The sequence below is a fragment of the Isoptericola dokdonensis DS-3 genome (genome assembly GCF_001636295.1).
Taxonomy (GTDB): Bacteria; Actinomycetota; Actinomycetes; order Actinomycetales; family Cellulomonadaceae; genus Isoptericola; species Isoptericola dokdonensis.
In genome coordinates this window covers 1,064,599-1,078,094 of the sequence record NZ_CP014209.1, presented here as the reverse complement: position 1 = coordinate 1,078,094, position 13,496 = coordinate 1,064,599, and the positions used below count along the sequence as shown (strand labels likewise).

General features: G+C 74.7%; 14 protein-coding genes. 8 read left to right on the top strand and 6 right to left on the bottom strand.

Annotated features, from left to right (window positions below):
* Position 1 precedes the first annotated feature (1 nt).
* Genes I598_RS05140 through I598_RS05130 form a run of 3 tightly spaced genes read right to left on the bottom strand, consistent with a single transcriptional unit; the run spans position 2 to position 2,545 of the window.
* Positions 2-322: an AzlD domain-containing protein gene (locus I598_RS05140; protein WP_068201860.1), complete on the bottom strand. Its 321-nt coding sequence runs from the start codon at positions 320-322 to the stop codon at positions 2-4.
* A complete protein-coding gene (locus I598_RS05135) occupies positions 319-1,032 on the bottom strand; it encodes an AzlC family ABC transporter permease (RefSeq protein ID WP_068201858.1) in 714 nt (237 codons plus the stop codon). Before I598_RS05135 ends, I598_RS05140 begins: the two co-directional genes overlap by 4 nt.
* Before the next feature lie 46 nt (positions 1,033-1,078).
* Positions 1,079-2,545, bottom strand: a complete 1,467-nt coding sequence (locus I598_RS05130; protein ID WP_068201856.1) for an NAD-dependent succinate-semialdehyde dehydrogenase — start codon at positions 2,543-2,545, stop codon at positions 1,079-1,081.
* Between the two features lie 109 nt (positions 2,546-2,654).
* On the opposite strand from I598_RS05130, the gene dapA reads away from it, so the two are divergent.
* The 3 genes from dapA to I598_RS05115 all read left to right on the top strand — a co-directional run bounded on the left by dapA (position 2,655) and on the right by I598_RS05115 (position 5,665).
* Positions 2,655-3,575, top strand: coding sequence for a 4-hydroxy-tetrahydrodipicolinate synthase (gene dapA / locus I598_RS05125; protein ID WP_068201854.1), 921 nt, complete (start codon positions 2,655-2,657; stop codon positions 3,573-3,575).
* Between the two features lie 25 nt (positions 3,576-3,600).
* Complete coding sequence (locus tag I598_RS05120; protein ID WP_068201852.1) at positions 3,601-5,286, top strand: ribonuclease J; 1,686 nt, start codon at positions 3,601-3,603, stop codon at positions 5,284-5,286.
* 91 nt (positions 5,287-5,377) lie between these two features.
* Entirely contained in the window at positions 5,378-5,665 is a 288-nt protein-coding gene (locus tag I598_RS05115) for a DUF4328 domain-containing protein (protein ID WP_068201850.1), read from the top strand.
* Between the two features lie 9 nt (positions 5,666-5,674).
* Here the strand turns inward: I598_RS05115 and I598_RS05110 are convergent, their stop codons facing one another.
* Complete coding sequence (locus I598_RS05110; RefSeq protein WP_068201848.1) at positions 5,675-6,349, bottom strand: TetR/AcrR family transcriptional regulator; 675 nt, start codon at positions 6,347-6,349, stop codon at positions 5,675-5,677.
* A gap of 76 nt (positions 6,350-6,425) precedes the next feature.
* On the opposite strand from I598_RS05110, the gene I598_RS05105 reads away from it, so the two are divergent.
* On the top strand, positions 6,426-6,836 hold the full coding sequence (locus I598_RS05105; protein ID WP_068201846.1) for a hypothetical protein: 411 nt from the start codon (positions 6,426-6,428) through the stop codon (positions 6,834-6,836).
* Positions 6,837-6,908: 72 nt separating this feature from the next.
* Positions 6,909-9,674 carry an FtsK/SpoIIIE family DNA translocase gene (locus I598_RS05100; RefSeq protein WP_083972898.1) on the top strand — a complete coding sequence of 922 codons (2,766 nt, stop codon included), beginning with the start codon at positions 6,909-6,911 and terminating at the stop codon, positions 9,672-9,674.
* Between the two features lie 54 nt (positions 9,675-9,728).
* Here the strand turns inward: I598_RS05100 and I598_RS05095 are convergent, their stop codons facing one another.
* Positions 9,729-11,015, bottom strand: coding sequence for a CapA family protein (locus I598_RS05095; RefSeq protein WP_232314266.1), 1,287 nt, complete (start codon positions 11,013-11,015; stop codon positions 9,729-9,731).
* A 63-nt stretch (positions 11,016-11,078) separates the two neighbouring features.
* Here I598_RS05095 and pgsA point away from each other — a divergent pair, with 63 nt between their 5' ends.
* The 3 genes from pgsA (at position 11,079) to I598_RS05080 (ending at position 12,665) form a co-directional block, all read left to right on the top strand.
* Positions 11,079-11,660, top strand: coding sequence for a CDP-diacylglycerol--glycerol-3-phosphate 3-phosphatidyltransferase (pgsA, locus tag I598_RS05090; protein WP_068201844.1), 582 nt, complete (start codon positions 11,079-11,081; stop codon positions 11,658-11,660).
* The gene (locus tag I598_RS05085) at positions 11,657-12,130 is read left to right on the top strand and encodes a CinA family protein (RefSeq protein ID WP_068201842.1); all 474 of its coding nucleotides are present in this window, start codon (positions 11,657-11,659) and stop codon (positions 12,128-12,130) included. The genes pgsA and I598_RS05085 overlap by 4 nt, the downstream gene beginning before the upstream one ends.
* A gap of 205 nt (positions 12,131-12,335) precedes the next feature.
* Positions 12,336-12,665, top strand: a complete 330-nt coding sequence (locus I598_RS05080; RefSeq protein ID WP_068201840.1) for a helix-turn-helix domain-containing protein — start codon at positions 12,336-12,338, stop codon at positions 12,663-12,665.
* On the opposite strand, the gene I598_RS05075 is transcribed toward I598_RS05080, so the two are convergent.
* Positions 12,649-13,473 carry an Fpg/Nei family DNA glycosylase gene (locus tag I598_RS05075; RefSeq protein ID WP_068201838.1) on the bottom strand — a complete coding sequence of 275 codons (825 nt, stop codon included), beginning with the start codon at positions 13,471-13,473 and terminating at the stop codon, positions 12,649-12,651. The two genes, I598_RS05080 and I598_RS05075, sit on opposite strands and share 17 nt — an antisense overlap.
* Positions 13,474-13,496 lie beyond the last annotated feature (23 nt).

Below are 13,496 nucleotides of genomic sequence, written 5' to 3'. Positions count from 1 at the left end.
GTCAGCCCCAGCCGAGGGCGCGCAGGCCGGCCGCGGTGGCCGCGGCGAGCACGACGACGAGCAGGAACGGCGCCCGCAGGGCGAGCGCGACGGCCGCGACCGCGAGGGCGGGCACGCGGGCGTCGACGACGACGGCCTGGCCGTCGGCGAAGGTCTGGACGACGACGAGCGAGACGAGCAGCGCGACGGTGACGAGCGTGGAGGTGCGCTGCACCCGTTCGGTGGCGAGCCAGTGCTGCGGCACGAGGTGGCCGGCGAGCTTGAGGCCGAACGCGAGCAGCGACGACACCAGCACGCAGACCCAGAGCACGGTGGGGGTCATCGGGCACCTCCGGTGGCTGTCCGACCGGCCCTCGGGGGACCGCTGGTGGCGAGACCGACGACGATCGCGACCGCGGCGGCGGCCAGGACGGGGATGCCGGCCGGGGTGAGGGGGACCAGCGCGAGCGAGACGGCGGCGGCCAGCGCTGCGACGCCCTGGGCACGCCGCCCGGCGAGCCGCGGCCAGACCAGCGCGAGGAACGCGGCGGCCGCCGCGGCGTCGAGGCCCCAGGCGCGCGGGTCGCCGAGGGCGTCCCCGGCGAGCGCCCCGACGAGCGTGAACACGTTCCACAGCACGAAGACCCCGAGGCCGGTCACCCAGAACCCGGCCCGGGTGGCGCGGGGGTCGCGCTGGCCGACGGCGACGGCGGTCGACTCGTCGATGGTGAGCTGGGCGGCGGCGAGCCGCCGCCACCCGCGCACGTCGAGGAGGGGGGCGACGACGGCGCCGTACAGCATGTTGCGCGCGCCCAGCAGGGTGGAGGTGGCGATCGCGGCGACGGGCGACCCTCCGGCGGCGACCACGCCGATCAGGGCGAACTGCGAGCCGCCGGAGAACAGCAGGAGGCTGAGCGCGGCGGTCTGGGCGACGGACAGGCCGGCGACGACGGCGAGAGCGCCGAAGGAGACGCCGTACAGGCCGGTGGCGACGGCGACCGAGAGGCCCTGGCGCACGGCGGCGGAGACCTCGGGGGAGCGGGGCGGTGACACGGGCCCCAGGAAACCATGAGGTCGCCGCCGCGGCGGAACCGTCTCGTCAGAGGGCGACGTACACGGTCTCCAGGTACTCCTCGAGCCCTGCCGCGCCGCCCTCGCGCCCCAGCCCGGACTGCTTGACGCCGCCGAACGGTGCGGACGCGTCCGACACCATGCCGCGGTTGATCCCGATCATCCCGGCCTCGATCTCGTGGGTGGCGCGCAGGGCGAGCCCCACGTCGCGGGTGTATGCGTAGGCCGCCAGCCCGAAGGGGGTGTCGTTGGCGAGCGTGAACGCCTCGTCGACGTCGTCGAACGCGACGACGGGGGCGACCGGCCCGAAGATCTCCTCGGTCACGCAGCGGGCGTCGGCCGGCGTCCCGGCCAGCACGGTCGGCAGGTAGAAGTGTCCGCGGCCCTCGGGTCGCCGCCCGCCGGCGAGCACCCGGGCCCCGCGGCCGGTGGCGTCGTCGACCAGCTCGGCGACCTTGTCGACGGCGGCGGCGTCGATGAGCGGACCGACGTCGTGACCGTCCGCGCCGGGGCCCACGCTCAGCGCGGTGAAGCGGTCGGCGAGCCGGGCGGCGAACTCCTCGGCCAGGGACGAGTGCACGAGGAACCGGTTGGCGCCGACGCACGACTGCCCGCCGTTGCGCAGCTTCGCGACGACGGCGCCGTCGACGGCGGCGTCGAGGTCGGCGTCGGCGAACACCACGAAGGGCGCGTTGCCGCCGAGCTCCATCGAGCAGTTCAGCACCTGGGCGGCGGCCTGCTCCAGCAGGCGGCGGCCGACCTCGGTGGAGCCGGTGAAGGACAGCTTGCGCAGGCGCGGGTCGTCGATCAGCGGACCGGTCACCCTGCGCGCGGACGAGGTGGGCACCACGTTGATCACCCCGGCGGGCAGGCCCCGGCGCTCGAGCTGGGCGCGGACGATCTCGGCGACCGCCATCGTGGTCAGCGGCGTGAGCTGCGCCGGCTTGACCACCACGGGACAGCCCGCCGCCAGCGCGGGGCCGATCTTGCGGGTCGCCATGGCGATGGGGAAGTTCCACGGGGTGATCAGGAGCGCGGGGCCGACGGGACGGCGCTGCACCAGCTGCTGGTTCGCGCCCGCGGGCGCGGTGCGCGACAGGCCCGGGGCGCGGACCGCCTCCTCGGCGAACCAGCGGAGGAACTCGGCGCCGTAGGTGACCTCCGCCCGCGACTCCGCCAGCGGCTTGCCCCCCTCGGCGGTGATGAGCGCCGCGAGCTCGTCGGTCCGCTCGACGACGTCCTCGTAGCAGGCCCGCAGGAGCTCCGAGCGGTCGCGGGGGGCGGTCGCCGCCCAGGCGGGGGCGGCGGCGTGGGCCGCGGCGAGCGCGGCCTCGCCGTCCTCGGCCGTGCCGTCGGCGACGGTCGTCAGGACCTCCTCGGTGGCCGGGTCGGTGACCTCGAAGGTGGCCCCGCCCGCGGCGGGGCGCCACCGCCCGTCGACCAGGACCTGGGTGGGCACGTCACGGACCGGGGCGGGAAGCGTCGTCGCAGTCATACCGGTCAGTATGTAGCGTGCGCGCGGGCCTGACCAGGGGGCCGCGCCGGGCGTCCCGACGACGCACGTCACGGCGTCCCGCGGGCCGTCGTGACGGTACGGTTGTCCCATGACGCTGCCCCTGACCCCCGCGCGCCCGTTCGGCGCCGTCCTCACCGCGATGGTGACGCCGATGGCGGACACCGGGAAGGTCGACCTGGACGCGGCCGCGAGGCTCGCGGTGCGGCTCGTGGACGAGGGCAACGACGGTCTGGTGCTGTCCGGGACGACGGGCGAGGCCCCAGCCACGCACGCCCCGGAGAAGGCCGACCTGGTGCGCGCCGTCGTGGACGCGGTCGGGGACCGCGCGGTCGTCCTGACCGGTGCCGGGTCGAACGACACCGCGCACGCGGTACGCATGGCCGAGCAGGGTGCCGAGGCCGGCGCCGACGGCCTCCTGGTCGTCTCCCCCTACTACTCCCGCCCGACGCAGGAGGGCCTCTACCGGCACTTCGCCGCCGTCGCGGACGCCACCGACCTGCCCGTCATGCTCTACGACGTCCCCGGCCGCTCCGGCGTGCGCATCGGCGTCGACACCTACCAGCGCATCGCCGAGCACCCGCGCGTCGTGGCCACCAAGGACGCCACCGGCGACGTCGCGTCCGCCGCCGCGCTGCAGACGGCGACCGGGCTCGCCTGGTACTCCGGCGACGATGCCCTGCTGCTGCCGTTCCTGGCGCACGGTGCCGTCGGCATCGTGTCGGTGAGCGCGCACGTCGTCGCCCCCGCCTTCGCCGCGGCCGTCCGCCTGTTCGACGCCGGCGACCACGCCGCCGCGCTGCAGGCCTTCCTCCCGACGCTGCCCGTCATCGCCGCCCTCAACGGCGCCGGTGCACAGGCGGTCATGACCAAGGCGGCGCTCGAGACCCTCGGCGTCCTGCCCAACCGTGAGCTGCGGCTGCCCAACGTGGCCGCCTCCGACGACGACGTGGCGCTCGTGCGCGCCGCCCTCATCGCCGCCGGCGTGACAGACGCCGGCACCACGCCCTGACAACACCACCAGGCCAGGAGGCCACGTGAGCCACCCTCACCCCGAACTCTCCCTCCCCCCGAAGCTGCCCGCCGGCGGTCTGCGGATCGTCGCGCTCGGCGGCCTCGGCGAGGTCGGCCGCAACATGGCCGTCCTCGAGCACGAGGGCCGTCTGCTGATCATCGACTGCGGGGTGCTGTTCCCCGAGGACCACCAGCCCGGCGTCGACCTGATCCTGCCGGACTTCGAGTACATCGCCGACCGCCTCGACGACATCGACGGCATCGTCCTCACCCACGGCCACGAGGACCACATCGGCGCCGTGCCGTACCTGCTGCGCCTGCGCCGCGACATCCCGCTGTACGGCTCGCAGCTCACCCTCGCGTTCGTCGACGCCAAGCTCAAGGAGCACCGCATCCGGCCCGTGCTGCGGGTCGTCCGCGAGGGCGACACCGCCCAGGTCGGCGTGTTCTCCTGCGAGTTCGTCGCGGTCAACCACTCGATCCCGGACGCCCTCGCCGTCGCCGTCACCACGGCCGCCGGCACGGTGCTGCACACCGGCGACTTCAAGATGGACCAGCTGCCGCTCGACGGCCGCGTCACCGACCTGCGTGCCTTCGCCCGCCTCGGCGAGAAGGGCGTCGACCTGTTCATGGTCGACTCCACCAACGCCGAGGTCCCCGGCTTCGTCACCAACGAGGTCGAGATCGGCCCCGTGCTGGACAACGTGTTCGCGCAGGCGGAGAAGCGCATCGTCGTCGCGTCGTTCTCCTCCCACGTGCACCGCGTGCAGCAGGTGCTCAACGCCGCCCACGCGCACGGCCGCAAGGTCGCGCTCGCCGGACGCTCGATGATCCGCAACATGGGCATCGCCGCCGAGCTCGGCTACCTCGACGTCCCTCCGGGCGTCCTCATCGACATGAAGAAGGCCGACCAGGTCCCGGACCACGAGCTCGTGTACATGTGCACCGGCTCGCAGGGCGAGCCGATGGCCGCGCTGAGCCGCATGGCCAACGGCGACCACCGCGTCCGCATCGGGCACGGCGACACGATCATCCTCGCCAGCTCGCTCATCCCGGGTAACGAGAACTCCGTGTTCCGCGTCATCAACGGCCTCACCCGGCTCGGCGCGCGCGTCGTCCACTCGGGCAACGCGAAGGTGCACGTCTCCGGCCACGCCAGCGCCGGCGAGCTGCTCTACTGCTACAACATCCTGCGCCCCAAGAACGTCATGCCCGTGCACGGCGAGGTGCGCCACCTCGTCGCCAACGCGGCGCTCGCGGTGCGCACCGGCGTCCCGGCCGACCGGGTGGTGCTGGCCGAGGACGGCGTCGTCGTCGACCTGGTCGACGGCAAGGCGTCGGTCGTCGGCGCCGTGCCCTGCGGCTACGTGTACGTCGACGGCTCGTCGGTGGGCGAGGTCACCGAGAACGAGCTCAAGGACCGCCGCACGCTCGGCGAGGAGGGCTTCGTCTCGGTGTTCGCCGTCGTGTCGACCGCCACCGGCAAGGTGCTCGCGGGCCCGCAGATCCTCGTCCGCGGCATGGCCGAGGACGCGGCGGTGTTCGACGAGATCCGGCCCGAGGTCGTGCGCGCCCTGGAGGACTCCGTCGCCGGCGGCGCCACGGACACCTACCAGCTCCAGCAGGTCATGCGCCGCGTCATCGGGCAGTGGGTCAACCGCCGCCTGCGTCGCCGGCCGATGATCGTGCCGGTCGTCGTGGAGGCCTGACACCGGACGAACCGCCCGGACAGGGCTTTCCGGACAGGGGTCGTGCCAGCTAGCCTGGCGCGGCCCCTGTGCCGTCCCCACCGGAGGACCCGTGCTGTGGTGGTTCCCCTACCAGGTGGTGCGGGACGTCCGCACGGCCGCCCAGGGGACGCAGGCCCGCGGGACCGGCCTGTGGTGGGCGTGCTGGCTCGTCCTGCTGGTGTCGACGAACCAGTCCGCCATGACGGCCCTGGGGTGGTCCGTCTCGCGCGACCCTGGTCAGCTGCCGCTGTTCGAGGCCGTCGCGACCGTCGCCACGGTCGCGGCGGCCGTCCTGTGGGCGCGGATCGTGCTCGGGGTGACGCGGTCGTTGACCGCGCGCACGACACCCGCGGACTGACCTCCCGCGTCAGCCCGAGGCGGCGGTGGCGGGGGTGAGGAGAGCGGGCCCCACCGCGCCGGCGGCCGCGGCGTAGCGGGCGGCGCGTTCCGCCTCGGTGCCGGGGAGCTGGCCCGCGAGCTCCAGCGAGACGAGCCCGTGCACCAGGCCCCACAGGCCGACCGCGACGGACCCGACGCCGTCCGCTCCCGGGCCGAGGTGGTCCTGGTCGGGCGGGCCGGCGGGCTTCCCGGCGTCGTGCGGCGGGCCGTCCTGTGCCCTGACGTCCGCGACGAGGCGGGCCACGGCGTCGCGCAGGACGACGAAGGTCGGCTGCTCGACGGGCGGGGGAGCGGTGTCCCCGGGGCGGACCCCGCGGTCGAACATGACCCGGTAGTAGTGCGGGTCGGCCAGGGCGCTGCGCCGGTAGGCGGCGCCGAGGGCGCGCAGGTCGGCGGCCGGGTCGTCGGTACGGGGCACGGCGGCGAGGTGTCCGGCGAACCGGCGGAACCCCTCGCCGCTGACGGCGGCGAGGAGCTCCTCGCGCGAGCCGAACAAGGTGTAGACGGCCGACGCGCTGGTGCCCGCGGCCGCCGCGACCGCGCGGACGGTCAGCCCGCGCTCGCCGTCGCGGGAGACGGCCTCGGAGGCGAGGTCGAGCAGCCGGGTGCGCAGGGCGTCGTCGTGGAGGCGGGGTCGGGCCACGCCACGAGCCTAAACCTCTTGACGGGTGTTTGCGAACGCTGTTTGATAACACTGTTCGTAAACATCGGAGGTCATCGTGATCGAGCTGTCCGACGCCGCCCGCGTCACCGCGGGGATCGTCGTCCTGTCCGTCGTCGCCATCGAGTCCGGCGGGGCCTTCCTCGTCGCCGTCGTCACCGGCCGGGCGCCCGCCACCGCGTTCCAGACGTCCTTCTACCGCGCCGGGCACGCGCACGCCGGCGTGCTGGTGATCCTCGGGCTCGTGTGCCTGCTGCTCGCCGGGGCGACCGCGCTGACCGGGTTCTGGTGGTGGCTCGCCGCCACCGGGGTGCTCGTCTCGGCGGTCGTCCTGCCCGCCGGGTTCTTCCTGTCCGCCCTCGGTGCGGGGCGCGAACGACCCAACCGGGCGGTCGTCCTGCTCCCCGTGGGAGCCGTCGTGCTCGCCGCCGGGCTCGTCGCGCTCGGGGTCGGTCTGCTCACGGCGTGAGGTGCGCCACCACGGACACGCGCCCGTGACCTGCCGTCGCGGCGAGGGGCGCGCGGGTACCGTGAGAACATCATGGCGACGCGCAGCCCCGCCCGGCGGACGCCCGGCACCACGAGCCGGACCGGAACGTCGGCCCGGACCACGACGGCGCGCACCCCCGGGGTGGCAGCGCCGGCCCGGCGCGCCCCGGCCAAGCGGTCGTCGGCGTCGTCCGGCGGGCGTCGCACGTCGGCCAAGGGGCGGACGCCCGCCCGCGGGCAGGCGCGCCGACCGGCATGGCCCGTCCGGGTCGTGCGGGGCGCCTACCTGGGCGTCGCGCACGGGCTCGGGGCCGCCACCCGCACGATCACCAAGGGAGCGAGAGACCTGGAACCCGAGCACCGCCGAGACGGCGTCGCCTTCTTCCTCATCGCCCTCGCGCTCGTCGTCGCGGCGCGCGAGTGGTGGGGCATCCCCGGCGTGTTCGGCACCGCCGTCCACGCTGTCGTCGCCGGGACCTTCGGGATCGCGGGCGTCGCCCTGCCCGTGCTGCTGATCTGGATCGGCGTGCGCATCATGCGGCACCCGGAACGCGGGGGCGCCAACTCGCGGGTCGCGATCGGCGTGAGCCTCCTGGTGATCTCCGTCTGCTCGCTGGTGGCCATCGCCGAGGACACCCCGTCGCCGCGCGACGGGTTCGCCGCCGTCCAGGACGCCGGCGGCATCATCGGCTACCTCGCCGCCACCCCCGTCGTCATCGGCGTCACGCAGTGGGTCGCCGTCCCGCTGTTCCTGCTGCTCGGCGTCTTCGGCCTCCTCGTGGTCACCGCCACCCCGGTGCACCGCATCCCCGAGCGGCTGCGCGGGCTCTACGACCGGCTGACCGGCAACCACCACCCGGACGAGGGCGACGACACGCTCGAGCTCGCCGACGGCGTCTCCGCCCACGACGGCGACGAGGCTCCGAAGCGGCGCCGCAAGAAGCGCGCCCCGCGGGAGAGCAAGGCGGCCCGGGAGGCGCGCGAGGCCGCCGAGCTGGACGCCTACGTCGGCGACGAGGCGTTCGAGAAGGCCGCCACCCTCGAGCGGACGGGGTCGCCCGCGACGGGGTCGCAGCGCAAGGTCGACCGCGCCGCCGCGACCCAGCGCGTCCCCGCCGCGGCCGAGGCCGACGTGCCCGCCCCGCCCCGCGCCGTCGTCGCACCCGAGCCCAGCCCGGCCCCGCGGGGGCGCGCCGAGCAGCCCATGCTGTCCGGCGACACGGTGTACGTGCTCCCCGACGAGGGTGCCCTCGTCGCCGGCGCACCGCACAAGACGCGGTCCGCGGTCAACGACCGCGTGGTGGAGTCCCTCGAGGAGGTCTTCGAGCAGTTCGGGGTCGACGCCAAGGTCACCGGCTTCACCCGCGGCCCCACGGTCACGCGCTACGAGGTCGAGGTCGGCCCGAAGGTCAAGGTCGAGCGCATCACCTCGCTGTCCAACAACATCGCCTACGCCGTCGCCAGCGCCGACGTGCGCATCCTGTCGCCCATCCCCGGCAAGTCCGCGATCGGCATCGAGATCCCCAACTCCGACCGCGAGACCGTCGTGCTGGGCGACGTCCTGCGCTCGTCCGCGGCCCGGCGCACCGAGCACCCCATGGTCATGGGCGTCGGCAAGGACGTCGAGGGCGGCTACGTCGTGGCCAACCTCGCCAAGATGCCGCACATCCTCGTCGCCGGCGCCACCGGCGCGGGCAAGTCGAGCTTCATCAACTCGATGATCACGTCGATCCTCATGCGGTCCACGCCCGAGGACGTCCGGCTCATCCTCGTCGACCCCAAGCGGGTCGAGCTGACGATCTACGAGGGCATCCCGCACCTCATCACGCCGATCATCACCAACCCGAAGAAGGCCGCCGAGGCCCTCGAGTGGGTCGTGCGGGAGATGGACGCTCGCTACGACGACCTCTCCGCCTTCGGCTTCAAGCACATCGACGACTTCAACGCGGCGGTGCGCTCGGGGAAGGTCACGCCGCCCCCCGGCTCCGAGCGCAAGGTCGCCCCGTACCCGTACCTGCTGGTCGTCATCGACGAGCTCGCCGACCTCATGATGGTCGCCCCGCGCGACGTCGAGGCCTCCATCCAGCGCATCACCCAGCTCGCCCGCGCCGCCGGGATCCACCTGGTCCTCGCCACGCAGCGACCCTCGGTCGACGTCGTCACCGGTCTCATCAAGGCCAACGTGCCGTCGCGCCTCGCGTTCGCGACGTCGTCGCTCGCGGACTCGCGCGTCGTCCTCGACCAGCCCGGCGCCGAGAAGCTCATCGGCCAGGGCGACGCCCTGTTCCTGCCGATGGGTGCCGCCAAGCCGATGCGCGTCCAGGGCGCCTGGGTGACGGAGTCCGAGGTCCACACCGTCGTCGAGCACGTCAAGGGCCAGCTCAAGCCGACCTACCGCAAGGACGTCACCGCGCCCGCCGCCGCGAAGAAGCAGATCGACGAGGACATCGGCGACGACCTCGACCTGCTGCTCCAGGCGGCCGAGCTCGTCGTGTCCACGCAGTTCGGGTCGACGTCGATGCTGCAGCGCAAGCTGCGCGTCGGGTTCGCCAAGGCGGGACGTCTGATGGACCTGCTGGAGTCCCGCGAGATCGTCGGGCCGTCGGAGGGCTCGAAGGCCCGGGAGGTGCTCGTCCAGCCGGACGACCTGCCGGGCGCGCTCGCGATCATCCGCGGCGAGACGCCCGAGGCCTACGACCAGGAGTCCGACGACGGCGACGGCGACCGGTACGCCGACGGCACCGACACCGGGCGGCCGCCCGTCGCGACGGACTACCACGACGGCGCGGACACCGACGCCGAGAACCCGGTGCGCTGACCCTGGGGGCGCCCCCGGGGGCGCCTCCGGGGTGGCGCGGCCGCCGGTGCCGGCTCAGTCCGTGCGCTCGACCACCTCGGGCTCGGGCCCGCTCGGCTCCGGGGCCGTCGTCCGCTCCTCGGCCGCGTCCCCGACGGCGGCGACGACGCGGTCCTGGCGGGCGTCCAGCTCCTCGGCGGACAGGCCCGTGCCGGACGCACCGTCGAGCACGTCGGGCAGGGTGTGCACGCGATGACCGGCGCCGATGTCGACGGTGGTGCCCGTCCAGGTCACGTCCGTCACCCGGGCGGGACGCCCCGGACGGTCCTGGGTGACGTCGGCCACGAGGAGCACCCCGTTGCTGGTCCGGGCGTCGCAGCAGTCCGCGCTCTGGTTCGACAGCAGGTTGCCGAGCCCGTAGGCGACCCACATGCCGTCGCCCTGCGGCCCGCCGTCGACCTGCTCGATGCGCTGCGGGACGTGCGCGTGGTGCCCGATGACGAGGTCGACCGCGCCGGACCCTGCGAGGGCGGCCACGACGTCGACCTGCTGGTCGGTGAGGTCCTCGGTGTACTCCACGCCCGCGTGGAGGCTGACCAGGACGAGGTCGGCGCCGTCGCGGCGCGCCCTCTCGGCCTGGGCGACGAGCCGGTCCGCGTCGATGAGCGTCACCGCCCAGGGAGCCTGGGACGGCATCGGCAGGCCGTTGAGCCCGTAGGTCGCCGAGAGCTGCGCCACGGTGATCGTGCGGCCGGCGCGCTCGAGCTCGAAGAGCTGCGGAGCCCGCTTCTCCGCCTTCGACCGGGCGGTGCCCACGTGCCCCATCCCGGCGTCGTCGAACGCGTCCAGCGTCGCGACGACCCCGTCGTAGCCGCGGTCGACGGAGTGGTTGGACGCCGTGGAGCAGCCGTCCCAGCCCTGCTCGGCGAGGGCCGGGACGAGCTCGACGGGAGCCGCGAACATCGGGTAGCCGCTCGGGGCGGTGCCCGGCGGGGCCACCGGTACCTCCATGTGGCACAGGGCGAGGTCCGCGCCGGACACCCAGCGGTCGAGGCCGTCCAGCAGGGCGGCGAAGTCCTCGCCGCCGTCGGCCGACGCCACGACCGGGCCGTGGGGGAGGAGGTCGCCCGCCGCCAGCACCGTGAACGCGGCCGGCGGGGCCGGGTCGGGCGGGGCGACCTTGGCCGCCGTGATCCCGGCCGCGGCGGTGACCGTCCCGGCGGGCGCCGGGTCCCCGGCGGCGAGCTGGCACGCGGCGAGCGTGCCGAAGAACGCCGCGGACGCCACGCACACGGCGACCGTCCCGCGGCGCGTGCTGCGTCTGGGTCTGGCGTGCGTCGGCCGTCGTCGGGGGGCGCTCACGGCCCGAGCGTACCGTCGGCGGCGACTGCGTCGTCGTCGCGGACCGCACAGTAGGCTGGCCGGATGACCGATGCCGCCCCCTCGCCGTGGAACATCGCGAACTACGTGACGATGGCGCGCATCGCGCTCGTCCCGGTGTTCGCCGCGGTGCTCCTCATCGACGACGGCGACTCCCTGCTCTGGCGGCTGGTCGCCACGGGGATCTTCCTGCTCGCCGCCCTGAGCGACCGGGTCGACGGCCACCTGGCCCGTTCGCGCGGCCTCGTCACCGACCTCGGCAAGCTCCTCGACCCCATCGCCGACAAGGCGCTGACCGGGACCGCGCTCGTGCTGCTGTGGTGGCCGCTCGGGGAGCTGCCGTGGTGGGTGCCCGCCGTGATCCTCGTGCGCGAGCTGGGCATCACCGTGATGCGGATGGCGATGCTGCGCTACACCGTCATGCCGGCCTCGCGGGGCGGCAAGATCAAGACCGTCCTGCAGATCGCCGCCATCAGCATCTTCCTGCTGCCGCTCGACCAGCTGCCCGGGGCAGTGACCGTCATGGCCTGGGTCGTCATGGTCGCGGCGATCGTCGTCACCCTCGTCACCGGGGTCGACTACGTCGTGCAGGCGGTCCGGCTGCGTCGCCGCGCCACCGGCGCATGACGTCGCGCGCGCTGGTCGACGCCCTGCGAGGCCGGGGCTGGACGCTCGCGGTCGCCGAGTCGCTCACCGGCGGCCTCGTGACGGCACGCGTCGTCGACGTCCCCGGGGCCTCCGACGTCCTGCGGGCCGGCGTCGTGGCCTACGCCACGGACCTCAAGACCACCCTGCTGGACGTCGACGCCGGGCTCCTCGCCGACCGGGGTGCGGTGGACCCCGACGTGGCCCTCGCGATGGCGGCCGGCGTGCGGGTGCGCACCGGGGCGGACGTCGGCCTGGCCACGACCGGCGTCGCCGGTCCCGGTCCGCAGGACGGGGTGCCTGCCGGGACCGTCCACGTGGCGGTCGTGGCCCCGACCGGGTCGAGGGTGCGGACGCTGTCCTGCGCCGGCGACCGTCAGGCCGTGCGCTCCGCCGCCGTCGCCGCCGTGCTGGAGCTCGCCCGGCAGGTCGTCGACGACGCCGCCTCGTGAAGGACCGGTGCGGACCGGGCGCGGGTCCTGGGTGGGGCGGAGCACCGGGAACACGGACCCCCCGTCGTGCGTTGCGCAGGGTGTGATCGCGAACAGGCCTCGAACCCGTATCGATGCGCGCCCCGCTCGACGTACCCCGCTCGGGTCGCGGTACGGTAGTGCCACCCCCGGCCCGGGGGCGGTCGACGAAGGAAGGGGGCGCGAGATGATCGTCCTGCGACGAGAGATCGGCGACGTGCTGCGTGACGCGCGGCAGCGTCAGGGACGCACCCTGCGCGAGGTGTCGTCGGCTGCGAGGGTCTCGCTCGGCTACCTCTCCGAGGTCGAGCGCGGGCAGAAGGAAGCCTCCTCGGAGCTCCTCGCGTCCATCTGCGAGGCGCTCGACGTGCCGCTGTCCCTGGTGCTGCGTGAGGTGAGCGACCGGATCGCGGTCGCGGAGGGTCTGCAGATCCCCGACACGATCCCGGCCGACGTCCTCGCGGGCATGTACGCCCGCGGCGGCTCGCCGCGCGGAGACCTCACGCCGGTCGGCTGACCGGGTCCGCCCGGCCGTCGGCGCCCTGCGGGGCCTGGCACGCCGGGCACCAGAACACCGGCCGCTCGTAGGGCGGCTCGTTCGCCTGCCCCACCTGGATCGGGGTCCCGCAGCGCACGCACGGGGCTCCGAGCCTGCCGTGCACCGCGCGGGGCACCTGCCCGAGCCCGCGCTCGCTCCCGATCCGCACGCTCGTGCCGAGCAGCCGTCGGGCCGTGCGCAGCAGCTGCTCCGCCGTACCGCGGTCGAGCGCGCCCGCAGGGGTCCACGGCCAGCGGCGCACCGCGAACAGGGTCTCGGCCGTCCAGATCGTGCCCAGGCCCGCCACCACCGACTGGTCGAGCAGCACGTCGCACACCGGCCTGTCGCCCTGCTCGGCGAGCAGCGCGAGGCCCCGCGCCAGGCCGTCCTGCTCGAAGTCGTCGGCGAGGACGTCCGGACCGAGCCGCGCCAGCAGGCGTGGTTCGTCGCGCGTGCGCAGCACGTCGAGCATCCCGAGCCGCCAGCCGACGCAGGTCCACCGGTCGGTGCCGAGCACCGCGCGCACGAGATGGTGGCGCGGGACGGGGGCCGAGGCCGGCGTGATCCGCCACTCGCCCTCCATCCGCAGGTGCGTGTGCAGCGTGCGGCCGTCGTCGAACCGCGTGAGCAGGTGCTTGCCGTACGCCACGCAGGACACGACGGTGCGCCCGGTCAGCGTGGTCGTCGCCGCACCCGGCCAGCGCAGGTCGGCACGCGCCAGCGGCCGCCCGGCCAGCGCCCGTTCCAGACGCGCGGCCGTCAGCCGCAGCACGTCACCCTCCGGCACGGCACCTCCTCGTCCCCGGCCCC

Excerpts from the sequence above, each read along its gene's own strand:
- I598_RS05140 (WP_068201860.1), bottom strand. The coding sequence starts at position 322 with ATGACCCCCACCGTGCTCTGGGTCTGCGTGCTGGTGTCGTCGCTGCTC.
- I598_RS05130 (WP_068201856.1), bottom strand. The coding sequence starts at position 2,545 with ATGACTGCGACGACGCTTCCCGCCCCGGTCCGTGACGTGCCCACCCAG.
- dapA (WP_068201854.1), top strand. The coding sequence starts at position 2,655 with ATGACGCTGCCCCTGACCCCCGCGCGCCCGTTCGGCGCCGTCCTCACC.
- I598_RS05100 (WP_083972898.1), top strand. The coding sequence starts at position 6,909 with ATGGCGACGCGCAGCCCCGCCCGGCGGACGCCCGGCACCACGAGCCGG.
- pgsA (WP_068201844.1), top strand. The coding sequence starts at position 11,079 with ATGACCGATGCCGCCCCCTCGCCGTGGAACATCGCGAACTACGTGACG.
- I598_RS05085 (WP_068201842.1), top strand. The coding sequence starts at position 11,657 with ATGACGTCGCGCGCGCTGGTCGACGCCCTGCGAGGCCGGGGCTGGACG.
- I598_RS05080 (WP_068201840.1), top strand. The coding sequence starts at position 12,336 with ATGATCGTCCTGCGACGAGAGATCGGCGACGTGCTGCGTGACGCGCGG.